The organism is Streptomyces sulphureus DSM 40104, assembly GCF_000381025.1.
GTDB classification, from domain to species: domain Bacteria; phylum Actinomycetota; class Actinomycetes; order Streptomycetales; family Streptomycetaceae; genus Streptomyces; species Streptomyces sulphureus.
The window spans coordinates 626,441-647,480 of record NZ_KB905815.1 but is presented as its reverse complement, the minus strand read 5'-3'; the positions used below and the strand labels follow the sequence as shown (position 1 = coordinate 647,480).

At 71.9% G+C, this 21,040-nt stretch carries 15 protein-coding genes; 4 read left to right on the top strand and 11 right to left on the bottom strand.

The window, feature by feature from the left end:
• Positions 1–438 precede the first annotated feature (438 nt).
• Together F603_RS0110865 and F603_RS0110860 are read left to right on the top strand one after the other, a co-directional pair.
• Positions 439–1,206: an ABC transporter ATP-binding protein gene (locus F603_RS0110865; RefSeq protein ID WP_019546042.1), complete on the top strand. Its 768-nt coding sequence runs from the start codon at positions 439–441 to the stop codon at positions 1,204–1,206.
• 3 nt (positions 1,207–1,209) lie between these two features.
• On the top strand, positions 1,210–3,783 hold the full coding sequence (locus F603_RS0110860; RefSeq protein ID WP_019546041.1) for an FtsX-like permease family protein: 2,574 nt from the start codon (positions 1,210–1,212) through the stop codon (positions 3,781–3,783).
• A 397-nt stretch (positions 3,784–4,180) separates the two neighbouring features.
• On the opposite strand, the gene F603_RS0110855 is transcribed toward F603_RS0110860, so the two are convergent.
• Positions 4,181–4,834, bottom strand: coding sequence for a DAK2 domain-containing protein (locus F603_RS0110855; RefSeq protein ID WP_019546040.1), 654 nt, complete (start codon positions 4,832–4,834; stop codon positions 4,181–4,183).
• Positions 4,831–5,838 carry a dihydroxyacetone kinase subunit DhaK gene (locus tag F603_RS0110850; RefSeq protein WP_019546039.1) on the bottom strand — a complete coding sequence of 336 codons (1,008 nt, stop codon included), beginning with the start codon at positions 5,836–5,838 and terminating at the stop codon, positions 4,831–4,833. Before F603_RS0110850 ends, F603_RS0110855 begins: the two co-directional genes overlap by 4 nt.
• 492 nt (positions 5,839–6,330) lie before the next feature.
• Here F603_RS0110850 and F603_RS0110845 point away from each other — a divergent pair, with 492 nt between their 5' ends.
• Positions 6,331–7,227: an MIP/aquaporin family protein gene (locus tag F603_RS0110845; RefSeq protein ID WP_019546038.1), complete on the top strand. Its 897-nt coding sequence runs from the start codon at positions 6,331–6,333 to the stop codon at positions 7,225–7,227.
• 54 nt (positions 7,228–7,281) lie between these two features.
• Here the strand turns inward: F603_RS0110845 and F603_RS31945 are convergent, their stop codons facing one another.
• From F603_RS31945 to F603_RS31940, 7 genes are all read right to left on the bottom strand, one after another.
• On the bottom strand, positions 7,282–7,929 hold the full coding sequence (locus F603_RS31945; protein WP_019546037.1) for a PEP-utilizing enzyme: 648 nt from the start codon (positions 7,927–7,929) through the stop codon (positions 7,282–7,284).
• Between the two features lie 577 nt (positions 7,930–8,506).
• Positions 8,507–9,853 (bottom strand): aldehyde dehydrogenase family protein, encoded by a 1,347-nt coding sequence (locus tag F603_RS0110835; RefSeq protein ID WP_019546036.1) that lies wholly within the window; start codon positions 9,851–9,853, stop codon positions 8,507–8,509.
• Positions 9,850–10,860 (bottom strand): agmatinase, encoded by a 1,011-nt coding sequence (gene speB / locus F603_RS0110830; protein WP_019546035.1) that lies wholly within the window; start codon positions 10,858–10,860, stop codon positions 9,850–9,852. The genes F603_RS0110835 and speB overlap by 4 nt, the downstream gene beginning before the upstream one ends.
• Positions 10,857–11,210 (bottom strand): cupin domain-containing protein, encoded by a 354-nt coding sequence (locus F603_RS0110825; protein ID WP_019546034.1) that lies wholly within the window; start codon positions 11,208–11,210, stop codon positions 10,857–10,859. The genes speB and F603_RS0110825 overlap by 4 nt, the downstream gene beginning before the upstream one ends.
• Positions 11,207–12,847 (bottom strand): N,N-dimethylformamidase beta subunit family domain-containing protein, encoded by a 1,641-nt coding sequence (locus F603_RS0110820; RefSeq protein ID WP_019546033.1) that lies wholly within the window; start codon positions 12,845–12,847, stop codon positions 11,207–11,209. Before F603_RS0110820 ends, F603_RS0110825 begins: the two co-directional genes overlap by 4 nt.
• Before the next feature lie 46 nt (positions 12,848–12,893).
• Complete coding sequence (locus F603_RS0110815) at positions 12,894–15,395, bottom strand: CehA/McbA family metallohydrolase (RefSeq protein ID WP_019546032.1); 2,502 nt, start codon at positions 15,393–15,395, stop codon at positions 12,894–12,896.
• Between the two features lie 5 nt (positions 15,396–15,400).
• Entirely contained in the window at positions 15,401–16,903 is a 1,503-nt protein-coding gene (locus F603_RS31940) for an APC family permease (RefSeq protein ID WP_019546031.1), read from the bottom strand.
• Between the two features lie 272 nt (positions 16,904–17,175).
• On the opposite strand from F603_RS31940, the gene F603_RS0110805 reads away from it, so the two are divergent.
• Positions 17,176–18,066, top strand: coding sequence for an Lrp/AsnC family transcriptional regulator (locus tag F603_RS0110805; protein ID WP_019546030.1), 891 nt, complete (start codon positions 17,176–17,178; stop codon positions 18,064–18,066).
• Positions 18,067–18,213: 147 nt separating this feature from the next.
• Here F603_RS0110805 and lhgO read toward each other — a convergent pair whose 3' ends face one another.
• Both lhgO and F603_RS0110795 read right to left on the bottom strand, forming a co-directional pair.
• Entirely contained in the window at positions 18,214–19,434 is a 1,221-nt protein-coding gene (gene lhgO, locus F603_RS0110800; RefSeq protein WP_019546029.1) for an L-2-hydroxyglutarate oxidase, read from the bottom strand.
• A gap of 115 nt (positions 19,435–19,549) precedes the next feature.
• Positions 19,550–20,974, bottom strand: coding sequence for an NAD-dependent succinate-semialdehyde dehydrogenase (locus F603_RS0110795; protein WP_019546028.1), 1,425 nt, complete (start codon positions 20,972–20,974; stop codon positions 19,550–19,552).
• Positions 20,975–21,040 lie beyond the last annotated feature (66 nt).

The window sequence follows — 21,040 nt, the reverse complement described above, 5'->3', positions numbered from 1 at the left end:
CGGGCGGCGGCGGGACGTTCGGGAGCCCGGGCGCTCGAGTCCTCCGTACGGAACCGCGCCCACCGGTGAGCGTCGACCGGGCGCCGCCGCCCGGTCGACGCCGCGAGGGCCCGAATCCGTGCGAGTGCGCAGGTCGTTGGCACGTCCCGTACTCTATGCCGGGGCCCGACGCTCAGCCGGCACGGGGTACAGCCTGCTGTACCCATACCTTCCGGCCTGCCGGATCGTCGCCGATGACGAGCGTCCGTAACGTCGAGCAGGAACTCATCAGCACCGCAAGGAGCCCCACGTGACCGAGCCCTGCAGCGGCTTCGCAAGCCCCCGGAAGCCGCGGACACGGCCCGCGCCCCCGCCCCGCACCGCCGGAGCCCGCGCCGAGCACCGAGTCGCACTCGGCGCCGTCGCGTTCGCCGTTCGCCACGGGATACGGAGGGCGTCGTGAGGTACGCGTGGGACGCGGCGGCCGGCGTCGCGCAGAGCCGTCCGCAGGCGCCCGCGGTGGTGCTGCAAGGCGTGACGAAGACCTACCCCGGGGACGTGCAGGCGCTCCGCGGCGTCTCCCTCACCGTGCAGCGCGGCACGTTCCTCGCCGTCATGGGCCCCTCGGGCTCGGGCAAGAGCACGCTGATGCACTGCGCCGCCGGGCTGGACACGCCGACGACCGGGCACGTCTTCGTCGACGGCACCGAGATCGGCACGTTGAGCGAGACCGCCCGCACCGAACTGCGCAGGGACAGCGTCGGGTTCGTCTTCCAGTCCTACAACCTGGTGCCGTCGCTGAGTATCGAGGACAACATCACCCTGCCGCTGCGGCTCGCCGGCCGGACGCCGGACCGGGAGTGGGTGCGCGGCCTCGTCGAGCGGGTGGGCATCGGCGAGCGACTCTCCCACCGCCCGGCCGAGTTGTCGGGAGGGCAGCAGCAGCGCGTCGCGATCGCCCGCGCGTTGGCGGCCCGTCCCGCCGTCGTCTTCGCCGACGAGCCGACGGGCGCGCTCGACCTGCGTACCGGCCGCGAAGTGCTGGCGCTCCTCCGCGACATGGTCGACACCCTCGGACAGACCGTCGTGATGGTCACCCACGACCCGGCCGCCGCCGCGCGGGCCGACCTGGCGACCGTGATGGCCGACGGACGCGTCGTGGACACGTTCGTCCAGGCCACCGCCGCCGAACTCGCCGCCGGTGTCACGAAGTTGGAGACGGAGTAGCCGATGCTGTACTGCGCATGGCACATGGTGCGCCGCAGGATCGCCGCGCTCCTCGCCGTGGTCTGCGCGGCGCTGGGCGGTGCCGCCATGGTCACCGGCATCGGCGTCCTCGCCGACTCCGGCTGGCGCTCGCACGCGCCGGTCGAGCGGCTCGACCGCGCCGACGTCGTCGTCTCGGCGAGCCAGAGCCACCAGCCGCCGAAGCCCTTCCTCCCGTCGATCTCGCTCCCCGAGCGCGTCCAGGTCCCCGCGGAACTCGCCGACAGGCTGGCGCGGTTGCCCGGCGTCGCCGACACGGTGAGCGACCGGAGCTTCCCCGCAGCCGTCGTCACGGACAGCGGCGATGCCGCACCCGCAGCGGACGCGAGCGTCAACGGGCACGGCTGGTCCTCGACCGGCCTGCTCGCCGCCCACGACGTCCGCGGCTCGGCCCCCGCGGGGCCGCGCGAGGTCGCCCTCGACCAGGGCACGGCCGCCGCGGCGAGCGCGGAGCCGGGCGACCGGGTCACCGTGGTCGCCGCCGGACGCACGGGCACCTACCGGGTCTCCGCCGTGCTCCAAGTGCCGGGCAGCGGTGTGTACTTCACCGACGCCGCGGCGGCTCGGCTGGCCGCTCCCGGCACCGCCGCCGGCACGCAGGACGCCTCGGGCGAGGACTCCCCGGCGTCCGCCGACCTCGTCGCCGTGCGCGCCGAGCCGGGCGAGGCCGACAGGGCTGCCGACGAGGTGCGCCAGGCCGTCGCCGACGACGACCTGAACGTGACGACCGGAGCCGCCCGAGGCGACGCGGAGTCCCCCGGAACGACCGCCGCCCGCTCCCTCCTGCCCACCCTCGCAAGCTCGTTGACCGGTGTGACGCTGCTCGTCGTCGGGTTCATCGTGGCCGGAGCCCTCTCGGTCGCCGTCCAGTCCCAGCGGCGCGAACTCGCGCTGATGCGTGCCGTCGGCGCGACCCCGCGTCAGATCCGGCGGATCGTCACCCTCCAGGCGGTGCTCACCTCGGCGGCGGCTGCCGTCCCAGGGGCCGCGCTCGGCTACCTTCTCGCCGAGCGGTTCCGGGACCTGCTGGTGTGGACGGGGATGCTGCCGTCCGGACTGCCCCTCACCTACGGCCCGTTGCCCGCCGTCGCCGGCGTGGTGTTCCTCGTCGGCGTGGTGAGCGTGGCGGCGTGGTGCGTCGCCTGGCGTACGTCGCGGATGCCGGCGACCGAGGCGGTCGCCGAGTCCCGCAGCGAGCCCCGCAAGCCGTCGCCCGTGCGGGCGCGGATCGGGCTGGGGCTCATCATCGGGGGTACCGCGCTCTCCATCGGCCCGCTGCTGATCCGGTCGCAGGTCGGGGCCGTGGGCACCGCGCTCGCCGGCATCCTCGCGGCGATCGGCCTCGCGCTCGTGGGGCCCGTGCTGGTCGGCCGCGTCGGCCGGGCGCTGTCCCGCAGGCTCTCCGGGTCGACGCCGGCGCCGACCTGGCTCGCCGTGGCCAACAGCCACGGCTATGCGCAGCGCGCCGCAGGCGCCGCCAGCACCCTGGCGATGGCCGTGGTCTTCACCCTCACCTACACGCTCACCCAGACCACCGTGGTGGCCGCCACCTCGGGCGAGGTCCGCGACGCGACCCGGGCGCAGTTCGGCGTGAGTGCACCGGGACTCGGCGGCGTCCCCGAGAACCTCGCCGACGACCTCAGGGACCGGCCGGGCGTGGAAGCGGCCGCACCCGTCACCACGACCACCGCCCTGTGGCCGTTCCGGGTGCTCAACGAAACCGAGGTCGAGAGCGCGCCCGCGATGGTGCTCGACCACGAGGCCCGCGGCGTGCTCGACCTCGACGTGCGCGACGGCAACCTCGCGGACCTCAAGGGCCGCACCGTCGCCGTCAGCGCCGACGCCGCCAAGTCGCGTGACGTGCACGTGGGCAGCACGGCGGAGTTCTACCTCGGCGACGGCGCCCCGGTCTCCGCCCGCGTCGTGGCGACGTACGGGCGCGGCCTCGGCTTCGGCGAGCTCGTCCTCTCCCGCGACCTGGCCGTCTCCCACACCACCACGGGACTCGACCAGCAGCTCTACGTCACGACCGACGGCTCCGAAGCCGCCGAGCGCGAGGTGACCGAACTCGTCGCCTCGCACCCGGGGTTGGCCCTCGACGACGACCCCGGCGCGGCGGAGAAGGGCGGTGTGGGGGGTGTACCGCCCGAACTGTGGATCAACATCGCCGTACTCGCCGTGCTGCTGGCGTACCTCCTGGTCGGGATCGCCAACAAGCTCGTCGCCACCACCGCGGCACGGCGGACCGAACTCGCCACGCTGCAACTCGTCGGGGCGACACCGCATCAGGTCCGCGCGATGATGCGGCGCGAGGCGGCGCTGCTCACGGTCGCCGCGTTCGTCGGCGGGCTAGCGCTCTCGGTCATCCCCCTGGTGCTGCTTTCGGCAGGCTTCCTCGGCCGGCCGGTGCCGTCCGGGCCCGCCTGGTTGTTGCCCGCTCTGGCAGCGGTGGTCGCGGCCATCGCCTTCCTCTCGACGGAGCTCCCCACGCGCAGAGCCCTGCGCACTCCGCCGACCCAGGCGCTCACCCGCACCTGACCGCTCGCCCGGGGCGACGCCCGCGCCGGCCGGTCGTGCGTCGGCGCTGCGTGCCTGCCTGCCGTCCGCCCGCCACGGTGAACACCGTGGCGGGCGGGTGCGGTCCTGTCGCGCCGCGCTCGGTGCGGAGGCGGTCCGCTGCCGGGAGGAGGCGGCAACTCTTCGGAATCGCCGGTCGGTTGGGACGCCCGGACGGGGCGTGGCCGACAAGCCCCGCCGGTGAGGACCGTGCAGTGCATACCGAGCGGGGAAGCCGGTCGGTCGGAGACCGGGCGCGGGCGGTGGTGGAGGCCCGCGGAACCGTCGGACCCTCTTCCGCAGGCCCGCGGGACCTTCCACCCCGTCGGATCGGACGGCACTTGGCGCCGTTCCGATCCGACGGGCAACCCCGTCCCGGTCAGCCGGCGCGGTCCCGGTCGGTCGGGACGGGCACCAGCTCCTCGATGTCGCCGAGCCCGGAGTCCGGTTCGGCGACGCGGGCGAGGGCCCAGAAGAGGAGGGCGACACCGGTGGCGCCCGGGTCCGGGTTGCCCACGGCGCGTTCCCCGACGTAGGAGGCGCGGCCGCGGCGGGCCCGGGTGCCCGCGGTCGCCGCGGCGCCGGAGAGTGCGGCCTCGGCGACGCCCGTCCACGAGTCGTCGCCCTCCAGCGCGGCGAGCGCCGGCACCAGCGCGTCGACGAGCGTGCGGTCGCCCGGCTCGGCCTCGCCGACCCGCTGGATCGCGGCGAGTCCTGAACGCACCCCGTCGGTCCAGCCCGCACGGTCGTCCGCCGTGCCGGCGAGTGCGCGGCCGATCTCGCTGAAGAGCAGGCCGATGAGCGGGCCGCTGGTGCCGCCCACCTCGTCGAGGAAGACGCTCCCCGCCACCTCGGTCGCCGAGGCGTCGTCTGTGGCGTCGAGTGCGGCGACCGTCCGGTCGAGCCCTTCTCGCAGGTTGTCGCCGAAGTCGCCGTCGCCGGAGATCTGGTCCAGCGCCGTGAGCGCGTCGTGTGCGGTGTGGGACGCCTGCGCGTAGGTGCGTACCACGCGGTCCTGGTCGATCGTCGTCATGAGCGCGGCTCCGTGCAGGGGAAGGCGGGTGTGCGTACGGGGGCCTGCCACCGGTCGAGCCAACCGGGGCGCAGGGAGGTCAGGGTGAGGGAGAAGCCGCTCATGTCCAGGGCGGGCACGAAGGTGCCGACGAGTCGTGCCCCCACCTCCACGCGCCGCTTCTCCAGTTCCTGACTGACGAGCTCGTGGACGGCGTACAGCTCCAGCGGAGTGGTCCCGCCCAGCCCGTTGACGAGCAGGAGGACGCCGTCCCCGACATCCGGCAGGCCGTCGAGGAGCTCGGTGGTCATCTGCTCCGTGATGCGGCCGAGCGCCGGACGCTGGATGGTCGCGGCACCCCGTTCGCCGTGGATGCCGACGCCGTACTCCAACTCGTCCTCCGCGAGGGAGAACGCCTCGCCGCCCCGCGACGAGGACGTCTGCGCCCGGCCGGCGACGGCGAGGCTGCGCGAGGCGGCCACGACGTCGCCTCCGAGCCGGGCCAGTTCCTCGAGGCCCAGACCGGTGTCGGCGGCGGCTCCGAGGATCTTCTCGACGACGAGGGCGGCGCCCGTGCCGCGCCGGCCCGTCGCCGTCTGGTGGCTCTCGGTGGCGAGGTCGTCGTCGACGAGGACGCGCTGCACCTCGACGCCGTCGGCACGCAGCCGCTCGGCGGCGATGCCGAAGTTGATGCGGTCCCCCGTGTAGTTCTTGACGATGTGCAGTACCCCCTCCTCCCGGGCGACCGCGCGGCTCGCCTCGTAGACCTGGCGGTTGTGCGGCGAGGCGAAGATCCGGCCGGGGGCGGCGGCGTCGAGCATGCCGAGGCCGACGAAACCGGCGTGGAGCGGATCGTGTCCGGAGCCGCCGCCGGACACCAGCGCGGTACGGCGGTCCGGGTGCGGGGCGGTCGCGGTGAGGAACAGGGGGTTCTCGTGCAGCTCCACGAGGGAGCCGTGGGCGCGGGCGAAGCCGTGCACCGAGGTGTCGACGGGTTTTGTGTCGGGAAGGAAGAGGCGGTTCATCGCGCCGGTGTCCTTTCGGATGAGGAGGCAGCGCCGGTCTCCGAAATGCCTGCGTCCCGTTGTTCTCCGACCCGCAGCCTGGAAGCGGCGAGCGCGGAGAGGACGGCGACGCCGACGCAGTAGACGACCAACAGGCTTCACTCTTCGCTTCCCGCAGGGAGCCGTGCGGTGGCGCCCAGACGCGAGAAGCCGCCGCGTAGGGTGGCGCGACTGTGCTGAGTGGCGGACATACCGGCACGGCGTGCGGCGACGAGACCGCGATATGTGAACCGGCGTCCGCGACCTCCGCCCGCCGGCGCCTCTCTCGCACATGACGCCCGGTCCGCGCCCGATCCGGCCCCCCACGCTCTGCGCCGCTCGGTGGAGAAATCCCGGACACGCGGGCAACCGCCCGGCAGGAGGTGCGCCTTCCGCCTACGTTCCCCTCACGAGAGGGGCGGTCCGTCGTGCATGCGACGGGAGGAACCGCCCGCCCCGAGCGAGGGAGGACCGATGGGCGAGCGCCGTGCGGAGCACGGTTCACAACGACGCGGCTACCGTGAGGGCCTCGGCGGTGAACTGCTCGCCGAATTCCTGGGCACCTTCGTCCTGGTCCTGCTGGGGTGCGGGTCCGTCGCTGTCGCCGTCGCGGGGCTGCCGGGGTCGGGCCGTCAGCCGGGGGATTTCACCGCAGCCAACTGGCTCGTCATCTCCTGGGGTTGGGGCTTCGCCGTGGTCTTCGGCGTGTACGTCGCCGGCGGTATCACCGGTGCCCACATCAACCCCGCGGTGACGCTGGGGCTGGCTGTGCGGCGGACCTTCGCGTGGGCCAAGGTCCCGGCGTACTGGGTGGCGCAGGTCGTCGGTGCCTTCGCCGGGGCCGCGCTCGTCTACGCCACGTACCGGTGGGCGATCGACGCGTTCACGGCCGACGCCGGCACCCCCCGCGAGAAGTCGCTCGACACCTTCTCCATCTTCGCGACGTTCCCCGCCGAGTACTTCGGGGACTCCTGGTGGGGGCCGCTGCTCGACCAGATCGTCGGCACCGGCGTACTGCTCCTGCTGATCTGCGCGCTCACCGATACGCGCAACATGGCGCCGAAATCGAATCTCGGGCCGTTCCTGATCGGCATGGTGGTCACCGTGATCGGCCTGGCCTTCGGCACCAACGCGGGGTACGCCATCAACCCCGCCCGCGATTTCGGCCCGCGGTTGTTCACCTACCTCGAAGGCTGGGGCTCCATCGCCTTTCCGGGGAACTTCCAGTGGTTCAGCGGCTACTGGTGGATTCCCCTTGCGGGGCCCCTCATCGGCGGCGTCGTGGGCGTTCTCGTCTACGACCTGATCGTCGGCCCCGTCGTCAGGGCCCGCATCGAGCCGACCCAGGGCGGACGCGTCCCCGAGGAGTGACCTCCCGCCGGGGGCCCACCGCGCATACGCAGGCGGCCCCCCGGCGACCGCTTGCTACCGCTCCATGATCTCGACCGTTCCCGCTATGCCGTCGACCGTCACCAGCATGCCGTCGGCGAGGACGCGGGTCCCGTTCTCCGTGGCGAGGGCCGCCGGAACGCCGTATTCGCGGGCGATGATGGCCTCGTGCGAGAGTGCGCCGCCCGTGTCCGTCACCAGTGCACCGATGCTGGGAAAGACCACCGACCACACCGGTGACGTGATCGGGCAGACGAGGACGTCGCCGGAGCGGATCTTGTCGAACTCGGCCTCGCTGAGCACGACTCGGGCGATACCGGTGTAGCGGCCGGCCCCGCCCGGCACGCCGCTCACCCGGTGCGCGTCACCGTCCCGGGGCGCCGGCGCCGAGCCGTTCATCTGCTGCATCGTCCACTGGAAGGCCCCCATGGTCTCCCGTACCTCGGACGGCAGTTGGTCCATGGGAGGCGGCGGGCCCGGTCGCTCGCCGTAGGTGCCGGGGCCGGGGTTCTCCAAGGCCCAGCGGTGCTCCCCGCGCCGTCGCGTGGTGAGCTCTCTGACATCGGCGGCGTCGAGGAGCGCCTGCCGGACCTCCTGCGGCTCCAGGAAGAAGACGTGGTCGGGGCGGGCGAGAAGGCCGCGCTCCACCAGCCGCCGGGCGACTTCCAGAACCGCCCAGCGCATCAGCGCGTTGGGGGCGCTGATCGTCCAGTACTCGTTGTCCTCCCGTGCCGGGTAGGCGTGTTCGGCGTCGTGCAGGAGCGCGTCGAAACGGGCGGCTTCCGCGCCGCCCTCCAGCTCCCGCCGGGCCTTCCGGACCGCCTCTTGGCGGGCGTCGTCCGCCGGGTGGCTCGGCCGCTGCCCGTCACTCTCCTGTGCGAGCTGGTCCCGCAGGAGCGAGAGGATCAGTTCCGGGCGCTCCGCGAGCGCCGGGTTCGCCAGCTCGTACTGGAGCGCCCGGCAGCCGTACTCGGTGCGGTACTCCTCGAAGGCCCTCCATGCTGGTCTTCCCCGGCCTCGCCGCCTGCGCGGCGGTGTGCTGTCTCGCGCTGCGCCGGGGGACTCCCGGGGCGGGGTAGGCGTCGGTCGGGGCGGGTGCGAGGGGCGCGCACCCTGCCGTCGCGGTCGGCTCTCCTGGCACGGACGAGCCGGGCGGGGCGCGAGTTGCCCGTACGCAACGATGCCCTGCTCGGAGCGTGAGCGTGCCGCCCAGGCCGCCGGGATGGTCTCCGGCGACCTGGGCGGTCGGGCTGCGGCGGCGTCAGGCGAGCGTGCGGATGAGCTTCTTGTTGACGAACTCGTCGATGCCGTGACGGCCGAGTTCGCGGCCGAAGCCCGAACGCTTGACGCCGCCGAACGGCAGCTCGGCGCTCTCTGCCTGGACGCCGTTGACGAACACCATGCCCGCCTCGATTCCGTCCGCCACCCTGGCGGCCTGCTCCGGGTCCGTGGTGAAGACGTAGGAGCCGAGGCCGAACGGAGTGTCGTTGGCGAGCGCGAGCGCCTCATCCTCGGACCCCGCTGTGAACACCATGGCGACCGGGCCGAAGAGCTCCTGGTGGTAGACGTCGTTCTCCGCGGTGACGTCGGTGAGGACACCGGTCGGGAAGTAAGCGCCCTCGCGCTTCCCCGAGCTGGTCAGGCGGGCGCCTTGCTCCACGGCCGACTGCACTTGCGCCTCCAACCGCTCGGCTGCGGCCACCGAGGACAGCGGGCTGATGCCCTCGGCGTTCGCGAGCAGGGCGTCGGTGAACTTGGCGAGGAACGGCTCGTACAGCTCGTCGGCGACGATGAAGCGCTTCGCGGCGTTGCAGACCTGACCGGTGTTGTCGAGGCGGGCGGCCACCGCCTTTTCGACGGTGCGGTCGAGGTCGTCGGTGGAGAGCAGGATGAACGGGTCGGACCCGCCCAGCTCGAGGACGACCTTCTTCAGGTTGCGTCCGGCGACTTCGGCGACGGCCGCTCCGGCGGCCTCCGAGCCCGTGAGGGACACCCCGGCCACCCTCGGGTCCGCGATGAGCGTCGCCACCTGCGCGTCGGTGGCGTGGATGTTGACGTACGCACCGCGTGGGAAGCCGGCGTCGTCGAAGATCCGCTGAAGCGCCGCGGCCGAATCCGGGCACTGCGGGGCGTGTTTGAGCAGGATCGTGTTGCCGGCGCACAGGTTCGGGCCGGCGAACCGGGCCACCTGATAACTCGGAAAGTTCCACGGCATGATGCCGAGCAGCACGCCGAACGGCGACCGCCTGACGACGGCGTCGCCCGTTCCGTCGAGCGGCTCGACGGGTTCGTCGGCGAGCAGCTTCTCGGCGTTCTCCGCGTAGTAGGCGTAGATCGCGGAGCTGAACTCCACCTCCTCGACGGCCTCCAGGAGCGGTTTGCCCATCTCGCGCACGATGGCGGCCGCGAGTTCGTCCCTGCGCTCGTCGTGCAGCTCCGCCACCCGGCCGACGAGTGCCGCGCGCCCGGCCGCACTCGTGGAGCGTGCCCACTCCCTGCCCGCGGTGACCGCGTCGGCCAGGGCCGACTCGATCTGCGCTCCGGTGGCTGTCGGGTACTCGCGCACGACGGCGCCGGACGCCGGGTCGGTGACCGCGTATCTGCTCATGCGTGGGGTCCCTCCTTGTCGGGCAGGTCTGTCCGCCGGCGCAGCGCCAGCAGCGTCACCAGGTCGTAGGCGACGTGGGAGGCCGCGATGCCCGTGAGCTCGGCATGGTCGTACGGCGGCGAGACCTCCACGACGTCGGCCCCCACGAGGTCGAGTCCGCGCAGACCGCGCAGGATCTCCAGCAGCTCGCGGCTGGTCATGCCGCCGGCTTCGGGCGTTCCTGTCCCCGGCGCGTGGGCGGGGTCGAGGACGTCGATGTCGACCGAGACGTAGAGCGGCCTGTCACCGACCCGCTCGCGAATCCGCTCGGTGACCTCAACGACGCCCTGGTGGTAGACGTCGGCCGAGGTGAGGATGCCGAAGCCGAAGCGCCGGTCGTCCTCGAGGTCCTTCCTGCCGTACAGCGGACCCCGGGTGCCGACGTGGCAGAGCGCCTCGGTGTCGAGGATGCCTTCCTCGACGGCGCGGCGGAACGGCGTGCCGTGGGTGTACTCGGCCCCGAAGTAGGTGTCCCAGGTGTCGAGATGGGCGTCGAAGTGGACGAGCGCCACCGGGCCGTGGCGCTCCGCCGCGGCCCGCAGCAGCGGCAGCGCGATCGTGTGGTCGCCCCCGACGGTGAGCAATCGTGCGCCGTCGTCGGTCAGTTCGGCCGCTCCGGCCTGCACCGTCTCCAGGGCCGCGCCGATGTCGAACGGGTTGACCGCCAGGTCGCCCCCGTCCACCACCTGGGCCAGTTGGAACGGGGACACGTCCAGCGCGGGGTGGTAGGGCCGCAGCAGCCGTGAGGACTCCCGGACGTGGGACGGGCCGAACCGTGCGCCGGGACGGTACGAGACACCGGTGTCGAACGGTACGCCGGCCACGACCACGTCGGCTCGCGGCACCTCGTCCCTCCTGGGCAGCCGTGCGAACGTGGCGGGCCCGGCGAAACGGGGAGTCCGTGAGCTGTCGAGCGGGCCGACGAAGGGGTCGGTCATGCCGTCGGCGGAGCCGTTGTCCTGGCTCATCGCATCGCCACGAAGTACTTGACCGACGGCTCGACCGTCTCCCAGGTGCCGCAGAATCCGCGGGGCACGACGAACGCCTCGCCCGCTCCGAACTCGCGGCGCCCTCCGGCTGCGTCGATCACCGCCACCCGGCCGCTGACGAGCACGCAGAACTCCGTGTACGGCCAGGAGTCGAACGAGACCCGGCCGGGTTCTCCCTCCCACAGGCCGCCCAACGAGTCGTCGGCCAGTTCGACGGCCCGGTACTCGGTCTCCGACCATCCGTCGCCGACGTGGTCGTAGTCGGCCGGGTCGGGTACGACGGCACGCCCGGTATCGCGGCCGACGGTTTTTATCGCCTCGATGTTCATCGGTTCTCCCCGGCTGAGAAGCGGTCCAGGACGTTGCGCACGATGCGGTCGACGAACGGGTCCCCGACCTCCAGCGCGTGCGGCCACTCCGTCGAGCCGCCGTTGAAGACTTCGCCGGCGCCGCGGGTGAACGCGGCGATCATTCCGGCGCCGCGCATCTGGTTCTCGTGCACGTAGTCGGGCAGGTCGTCGCCGAGTTCGGCGTTGTAGGCGTAGACCTCGGCCTCGGGGCCCCCGATGGGGTGCTGCCCGAAGAACCGGTCCTCCTCGCCCTTGGCGGCCGGGCACATCGCGAGGATCTGCAAGTCCTCGGGGGCGCCGTCCTCGAAGGTGGGGTACGGCAGACCGCGACGGAACGTGTACTCGACGGAGTCGACCTCGAAGGCGGCGAGAAAGGCCGGGTCCCCGCCGAGCAGGTCGCCGTAGTAGAGGTCGGTGCCGTCGAGGGCCCAGTGCTCGGGCCGGTACACGGTGAAGCCGCCCGAGGACCTCGGGACGGCGGCGCCGTACCGGTTGTAGATGCCGCCGAGGCCGTTGAGGCCGGTCGTGGTGGCGCCGGGGCGGCCCACGCTCTTGGCCTCCCAGTTGGTGGTGGCCAGGTGGGGAGCGGCTGCCGCCTCCGGGTCGAGCGAGGGCAGCCGGTAGCAGAACTGGGTGGTGCTGTCCTCGTCGAGCCGCACCTGCCACTGGAAGTTTCCGGCGAACCTGGCGAACCCGCCGCCGCGCTCGACGAACGCGTCGACGACGTCCCGCATCTGCCACGTCCAGTACTCGTCGTGGCCGACGACCACCGCGCACGCGTAGTCGTCGAGCACCGACGGGTCCTCGTGCAGGTCGATCTGCGTGAGGTAGTCGAGCCGGTAGCCCGCCTGCTCCGCCCAGACGACGAAGGGGCGTTCGTACGTCGCCCAGAACGCGTCGGCGTGATGGCGGCTGTAGCCGTTGAGCCGTGCCCACTCGTAGGAGTCGTAGCGCGGCACCCAGCCGATGCCGGGCGTGTACGGGTGGTACTCGCGCGGTGCCCCGACCGGCTTGCGCAGCATGCCGCGGCCGACGGGCCGTTGCGTCGACGAGAGCGGCGAGCCCGAGTCGTTGCGCGGATCGTCGCCGATGCCGCGGTAGTGGTTGGCGCCGCCCCAGTCGTTGTAGGCGCTCAGTGTGCCGGTGGTGAGGACGAGCGCGATCCTGTTGCGACGCGTGGCGGCGCCCCGCACGACGAAGAAGTGCTCGCGCTCCCAGACGCCGTGCGGCATCGGGTTGCGCACCACGACGAGGTAGAAGCCCGATTCCAGGTCCTCCGGCACCTGCCAGTCGTGGGTGACCTTCCAGCCGCAGCCCGAGGCGTACGCGTCCTGCGGTGTCTCCTGCCGGGGCGCGGTGAGACCGCGCTCGCGGTGGACGGTGCGGGGTTCGGCGCCGTCGCGGATGATCTCCAGCTCGAACTCGTCGGCCGTGGAGGAGACGTGGAAGTCGACCCGCTCGCCCGGTGCGTAGGAGTACCGGCCGGTGTAGAGCCAGGTCTCCGGGGTCCGCGGGTCGGTGAAAGGCCGCTCGGAAGGCCACCCCTTCGGCGACCAGGCGAACGGTGGGGCGGGCGTGTTGGTCAACGCGCTCATGGCGTCGGGGTTCAGTGTCATTGCTGCTCTGCTCTCCGGAGTGCGGGAGGGGGTGCGTCGGGGATGGTCACTGGTCGGAGCGGGCGCGGAGGGCGGCGCTCGCCTCGTCGAAGGGGCGAGTGAGGTAGGCGAGGTGATCCGGTTCGCCGTGGCGGTGGTGCACGGTGCCGGCCCATCGGGTGCGGGCGTGCTCGGTGATGTGGCGCCGGGCGGCGTCGATCATGGCGAGCATGGTGGTCACGACCTCGGGGTCGTGGCGCTCGTAGTCGGGCTGCGAGGAGACGTAGAGGGGCGAGGTGTGCGCGAAGACCGGTCGGTTCCAGGTGTCGGCGTGCCGTGGGCCGGCGTCGGCCGCGCCGAAGCACCGCGCCGCGAACCAGTCGGAGCCGGTCACCTCCCACGTCAGGTCCAGCCGGTGAGTGGAGGCGTCCGGATCGACGTACTCGGTCCGGACCACCTCCCCGTTGCGGATCAACTCGATCCGCTCGACGGGGAAGATCGTCTCCAGCTCGATGCCGAGGTCGACGGAGTCGCGGCCGGTCAGCAGAGAGCCGGGCGGCTGCCCGTCGGCGCGCAGCCACAGCAGCGGCCCGCTCGAGACCATGGTGTCGCCGCGCCTGATCCCCGCGCACCACGCCTCGTACTCGACGCCGCCGGCGTCCGCCGCCGCGTAGGTGCGCACGAGGCCGACCGGAACCTCGCTGGTCATCTTGTCGGTGCCGCCGACGAGCGGGACCCGGAAGCCGGCGTTGAGGTAGCGGTAGTACTCGCTGATGTTGTAGTCGTCGTAGGCGATCGTTTCGACGGCGTCGAGGCGGCCGGTGGCCAGCAGTGCGGCGGTCTCGCCGTAGGGCACAGGGAAGTGGGCGAGGACCACCGTCCCGCCCTGCGCGTGGCACTCGTCCGCCCAGTGCGAGAGCGTCGTCGCCAGGCCGCCGCCCAGCTCGTCCTCTTCGGAGCCGCCGGTGGACCAGGGCATGATCGGCTCGCGCAGCCCCAGGAGATTGATGTGGCCGAGCATGTTCGTGCGGTTCTCCTGCCCCGCGTACACCACCGTTCCGTGGTCGTGCGAGACGTGCGGGTGCCCGGTGAACTCCTCGGTGTTGGTGAAGTGTTCGCCCCACTGCGCCAGCAGCAGGTTGGCCACCTGGAGGTCCTCGGCCCGCGCCTCCAGCTCGGCGCCCTGCGTCGACATGAAGTGCACATGGGTGTCGCCGCTCGCGTAGCCGCGGGCCCGGGCGTCGAACCGGCGGACCAGCTCCAGCTCCAGCTCCGTCTGGTCCGGCGCGATCGTCACGGTCTCCCTGATCGGCTGGTACTCGAAGCCCCGGGCGACCTCCACCTGGACCGGTCCCGTCGGCAGCCAGCCCTCGCACGTCCCGCCGATGGCGGCGTAGGTGTAGCTGCCGAGCCGGACGTCGCCCCCGATGTCGAGGTTCCAGGTGCCGCCGTCGGAGTTGATGTGGGCGTGGTGGCCGTAGGGGGCCAGCGGGATGCCGTCGGTGGTCTGGAACCGGATACGGCAGGCCACCGGGTTTCCGGCCTCGTCCCGCACGGTCGTTCTCACCCAGTTCTGGTCGGGCCCGGGCAGACGGACGCTGCCCCAACCGAAGGTGAGGGCCCCGCGCTCGACGAGGTCGCCCCAGCGGAACGCGCCCTGCTCCCGGCCGCCGTCGCGGACGCTGACCGTGGCCGAGGGGGAGGCGGAGACCTTGGCGTAGCCCGTGCCCCACTCCTCGGGGCGGCTGCGGCCCCAGCCGCCGGGTAGCTCGGGGGCCGTCTCCACGTCCGGCGCCGTGCGGTAGACGTACGACGCCGTGCCCCGGTCGACTTCGAGCTCCAGCGACTCGGTGACGCCCCCGTCGCGCATCTCGACCAGCACCTCGCGGGCGACGGTCCGTGTGAACGGCTCCTCGTCGAGGTCGCTGAGGGTCACGGCGCCGAGGACGACCGACGCGCCGCCGGCCTCGACCACGATGCCGTCCAACTCCGCATCGGTACGGGGGTTTTCCATCGCCCACAGGTAGAAGCGGTACGGCAGGACGTACGGCACGCGTGACTGCGGGTCGTCGATGCCCACCAGGCGGGCCCCGGCCTCGTCGTACCGGCCGCAGGCGCGGTCCATGAGCACGTGCTCGGCGTCGTTGCGCGCGAGCAGCGGTGTCTGGCCCCAGTCGAGAGGGAGGGGGCGGCCGTCCCAGCGACGCGGCGTCGGACCGATCTCGAAGCGCTGCCGCAGCGTCCTCGTCACGCTGGTGCCGTCGCGGTACTCCAGCCGGTACGTGCCCACGGGGGCGCCGACGCGGCCGCCCTCGAAGAGCTCGGGTTCGAGAAGCGCGTGGGCGAAGACGAGCCAGGTGGGCCGACCGTCGGCGGCGATCCGGGCGGAGCCGCCCGGCGGGACGAGGAGCACGGCGCGGTCCCTGTCGCTGCTGAACCGGAAGGGCAGGCCGTGCAGGACCCGGTCACCGAGTCGTACGTCGTCGGGGTCCTCGAAGACGTCGACCGCGGTGTCGGCGACGTCGCCGAGGTCCAGCGGGCGGTAGTCCGGGGTGTCCCGTGGGGACATGGTGATCATCCTTTCGGGGTGCCGGTGTCGGCGTCGCCGGTGTCGTCGTCCGAGGCTGCGTTCGTCGTACCCAACCGCTCGTAGACCCGCGGTGCCCGTGCGCGCAGATAGAGGGCGCGGGCCAGACCCCCCACCACCGACGAGGCGGCGACCACGAAGAGGACGGTGTTCACGACCGGCGTGCCCCCGGAGAAGAGGTCGAAGTGCACGACGACCAGGACGAAGATGCCCGCGAGGGCCAGAGCGGACAGCAGCGGGGCGACGAGGGTCCGCCACAGTCCGGCGCCGGGATGGTGACGGCGCATGTGGGCCACGATGGCCAGCGCACACATCGACCACAGGGCGATCATCCCGAGGAAGCCCAACGCGCTGCCCCACAACAGCAGGCCGAGGTAGGGGTCGACGTCGAGGACGGCGCAGACCGCCAACACCACGGCTGCGAGGCCGCATTGGGCCACGCCGGCGACCCACGGCGACTTCGTCGCCGGGTGCGTCCGGCCGAAGACCGGCGGGACGAGCAGCTCCCGGCCGAGGGCGTACGTGTACCGGTTGCTGGCGTTGTGCAGGGCGAGCAGCGCCGCGAAGGCGCTGAGGAGCAGCAGGAGCGTGACGACCTCGCCGAACCACGACACCGAGTACCTGTCGAAGAGTGTCAGTACGAGGTCGGCGGGGCTGTCGCCCGCCGCTCCCGCGATGTCGTCGGCGCCGTAGGCGGTCACGACGGCGAAGGCCATGACGGCGTAGAACAGCCCGATGACCGCGACGACGACGTACGTGGCACGTCGCACGGTACGGGCTCCGCCGGAGGTCTCCTCGGAGTAGATCACCGTCGACTCGAACCCCATGAAAGCGCCGAATATCAGCCCGTACATTGCGCCGTTCCCGGGGTCGAGCACCGCCGAGGGCGAGAAGGGCTCGGAGGAGAAGCCCGAAGGGCCGCCGTCGATGAAGATCGCCACGGCGAGGACCGTCAGCGCCACCATCTCCAGAGCGAGGACGATGCTGAGCACCTTCGCGCTGGCGGTGATCCCGCGGTAGCCGAGGACGCCGACGACCGCGAGGGCGACGGCGGCGTAGAGCCACCAGGGCGCATGGACGCCGAAGAGCCGATTGGCGACGTCGCCGGCGTAGAGGCCGAGGGCTCCGTAGGTCGAGATCTGCAGCGCGTTGTACGCCATGACGGCGAGCAGGGCGGCGGCCGAGCCCGCCTCCTTGCCGAGCCCGCGCGTGATGATCGCGTAGAAGGCCCCCGTGTTGCGGACGTAGCGCATGGTCGTCGTGAGCCCCACGGCGAACAGGCCCATGACGACGGCCGCCACCAGGTAGCCACCCGGTACCGCGGCTCCGCCGACGAAGAAGTGCAGCGGCATGACGGCCGCGACCAGGGTCAGCGGCGCCAGGGCCGCCATGGCGGTGAAGACGAGTTCCGGCAGGTTGAGCGCGTTGCGCGCCAGCCCGCTCTCGGTTTTCTGGTGCTCCTTCGGGGACGCCGCTGTTGCTTCTGGCACGGTCGGCTCCTCAGACAGGTCGGGCCGGAGTGCCGGGCGAGCGCGGAGCCAATCCTGGCGACGACCCTCCGTCCGGCAGCGAGTTGGCGAGACCATATGGAGGCTCGATATATCTGGCAAGCAGTTCGCTCGCTGCTGCTGGGGAACAAGTCACGAATGGTTTGTCAGAGCAGCCGACAAGCGTTACTTCTGGCGGATGTTGAAGGTCGTCTGTATGTTTTGGCGGGTGGGGACTGCCAAACTGACTTCGAGGAAATTTCCGCGGGGGCGTCATGGACATGGCCGACGAAGCCATCATTCAACTGCTGAAATCGGATGGCCGGCTCGCTCACCGTGAGATCGCCCGCCGGTCCGGCCTGTCTCGCTCCACGGTGGCGTCCCGCATGCAGCGCCTGCTCTCCACCGGCGAGGTGGAGATACGCGGAGTCGTCCACCCCGCGGTGATCGGTCGGGGTTCCCTCGCCTATGCGAGCCTCACGGTCACCGGCCGCGCCGAGCCCGTGGCCGCCCGGATCGCCGCCCGCGACGATGTGCCCTTCGTTTCGCTGACCAGCGGTCAGGCGTCCGTCATCGCCGAGATCCGCGCCGGTTCAGCGCTGCAGATCGACGCGGTGGTCAGCGAACTGCGCTCCCTGCCCGGCGTCCGGGCCGTCGAGACGCTTCCCTACACCGAGTTGCTCCGCGACGTCGTCGGCCCGGTCGGTGAGGTCACCCACGAGGTGGACGACGTGGACATCGCCCTGCTCCGCGCCCTCCAGGACGACGGCCGCGCCTCGTACGTGGACCTCGCCGACCTGGTCGACCTGTCACCGGCCGGCGTCCGCCGCCGCGTCGTGCGCCTGCTGCAAGGCGAGGTCCTCCGCGTCGGCGCCCTCGTCCGTCAGTCGGGGCAGGACCACCAACTCGCCATGGGCCTCGGCGTCCGCCTCGCCGGCGACCACCGCGAGGTCAGCCGAGCTCTGCTCGCCACACCGTCGATAAGCTTCCTCGCCCGCACCCTGGGCCGCTTCGACCTGCTGGCAACGGTGCGCACCTTCATGCACGGCCAACTCACCGAGACGCTGGAGAGGGTGCGCTCTCTCCCCGGCGTCAGCGACGTCGACAGCTGGAGCCATCTGCGCTTCGTCAAGGAAAGCTACGCGGTGGCGGAACTGCGGGGTTGATGCCCGCCGGCGCCCGGAGGGGCGCCACCTGCTCGGTGCCGCGCACGGCGTCCCCGGCCCGCTCGTCCCCGCCGCCTGCCGCACACCGCCCGAGTCGCACGAGCACGTGGCACCGGTAGCCCGAGCAGGTCCTGACGGGGGAGTGCGTCAACTCTCGGCGATCTGCGGGTTCTTGCGGTTGAGCGCTTCGCGGACGATGTGTTCGGCGATTGCCAGCGATGAGGTGGCGCCCGGTGAGGGGGCGTTGCGGATGTGGAGGACGCGGGAGGTTCCGGTGATGACGAAGTCGTCTGCCAGGCTGCCGTCTGCGTGCATCGCCTGGGCGCGGATGCCCCGGGGGCCGCGGCGTACGTCGGCGAGTGAGATCTCCGGTACGTAGGTGCGGGCCTGTTCGACGAAGGATCGGGTGCTGAGGACGGACTTGGACTCGCGGAAGGCAGCGGGGATGTTGCGGGCGGCGAAGCGCCAGAAGGCGAGCGATCCGACGGCTTCGCGGAGGTCGGGGAGGGAGATCGTGCCGCGTTGGTAGCCCTCTCGGGCCAGGGAGAGGAAAGCATTGGGGCCGAGGACGACCGTTCCGTCGATACGGCGGGTGAGGTGGACGCCGAGGAAGGGGTAACGGGGGTCGGGAACGGGGTAGATGAGGCCCTTCACCAGTTCGGCCGTCTCGCGGCGGAGGAGGAAGTAGTCTCCGAAGAAGGGCACGATGGCCGGCGCGGAGGCATCGCCCGAGCTGCGGGCGAGCCGGTCGGACTGCAGCCCCGCGCAGGTGATGACCAGGTCGAAGCGCTCCTCGCCGTGTTCGGTGACCACCACGGCTTCCGCGGACCGTTCGTGAACGGCTTTGACCTCGTGGCCCAACTTGACCTGGCCGCCGGCGGCTTCGACATCGCTTGCCAGCGCCCGGGCGATGCCGGGGTAGTCGACGATGGCGGTGTGCGGCGAGTGCAGGGCGGCGATGCCGCGCGCGTGCGGCTCGATCTCCTTGATCTCCGCGGGGCCGATCATGCGGACATCGGGCACCCCGTTGGCCACCGCCCGAGCGTGAATCGCGTGCAGGCGTTCCAACTCGCCCTGGTTCTGGGCGACGACGAGCTTTCCGCAGGCTTCGTAGCGTACGTCGTGCCGGTCGGCGTACTCCGCGAGCAGCTCCACGCCCCGTCGGCAGAGACGTGCCTTGAGGCTGCCGGGTTCGTAGTACAGACCGGCGTGCACCACACCGCTGTTGTGGCCGGTCTGCTGCGTGGCGACGCCGGCTTCCTTCTCGAAGACGGTGATGTCGGCGTCGGGAAGGGCATGGTGCAGCTCTCGAGCGACCGCGAGTCCGATGATGCCGCCGCCGATGACCGCGGCCGTGGTGTGTGACATGACGATGTCCTTAGCTGTGCGGGGCCGGGTGAGCCGACCTCGGCGGTGTGAACGGGGCTGGTGGTGCTCCGCCGCCGTGCGCGGCGAGGCACCACCAGCAACACTGTTGCGGAGGTCAGGCGTTGAGGACGGCCTTGTGGACCAGGTAGGGCTCGATGCCTTCCAGGCCGCCTTCCTGGCCCCAACCGGTGTCCTTCACGCCCCCGAAGGGGACCTCGCAGCGGGAGCAGTTGTAGTCGTTGATGCCCACGACCCCCACCTTCAGGTCTTCCGCCGCGGCGCGGGCGGTCCGACGGGAGTCGGTTACCACGTATCCGGCCAGGCCGACCGGTACCGCGTTGGCCTGGGCGAGGGCGTCGTCGTAGTCGGTGAACGAGGTGATCGGTGCGACCGGACCGAACGGCTCCTCCCGCATGATCCGGGCGTCTTCGCTGACGCCGCTGAGGACGGTCGGCCGGTAGAAGAAGCCCTTCGTCCGCGGATCGGGGCCGCCAGTGAGCAGCGAGGCGCCGTGCTCGACGGCATCGGTGACCAACTCGTCGACGTCCTCGAGTCGTTGGCGAGTGATGAGGGGGCCCATGGCAGTGTCGGGGTCGAGGCCGTCGCCGACGTGGATCTCCGCCGCTGCTTCGGCGAACGCCGCGGTGAATTCGTCGAGTACGGCCTCGTGCACCAGGAAGCGGGTCGGCGAGGCACAGATCTGGCCGCCGCTGCGGAACTTCCATGCGGCTGCTTCCCTGGCGGCTACCTGTGCGTCGACGTCGGGAAACACCAACACCGGTGCGTGGCCGCCGAGTTCGAGCGTCGACCGCTTGAGTCCCTGGGCTGCCAGACCGGCGATGATGCGTCCGACCCTCGTGGAACCGGTGAAGGACACCTTGCGAATCGCCGGGGCGCCGATCAGGTATTCGGAGACCTGGGCGGGCTCGCCGAAGACGAGCTGCACCGCCCTGCGCGGCACCCCGGCGGCGTGCAGCGCGGAGACGAGCGCGTAGCCCGCCGACGGAGTCTCCGCGGCACCTTTGAGGACGACCGAGCACCCGGCAGCAAGCGCCGGGGCCAGCTTGCGCCCAGCGGCGAGGGCCGGGACGTTCCAGGGGGTGAGTGCGAGTACCGGTCCGACCGGTTGACTGACGACCAGGTGCTGCGTGCCGGGGCCGTCCGGGATCACCCGGCCGTAGGTGCGTCGGGCCTCTTCGGCGAACCAGCGGAGCACATCGATCGTGGCACGCCATTCCGCCTTCGCCTCGCGGAGCGGCTTTCCCTGTTCGAGGGTGAGCAGCCGGCTGTTCTCGTCGAGCTGCGCCTCCAGGATGTCCGCGGCGTCCGCGAGCGCGCGGGCCCGTTGTCGTGCTGGTGTCGTCCGCCACTGCGCGAAGCCCGCACCGGTCGCGGAGGCGGCCCGACCGAGCAACGAGTGGTCGACGTAGGGCAGTTGTCCGAGCACGGCTTCATCGGCGGGGTTGACGACGGGCACGCTCTGCCCGGTGTCGTGGACCTCCTCCCCGTCGATGAGAAGTGCGATTCGCGGATGAGTCACTGTGTTCCTGCTTCCGATGAGGATCGTTGCCGGCCACGACGTCGCCTTGGGCGGGCCGACTTGCCT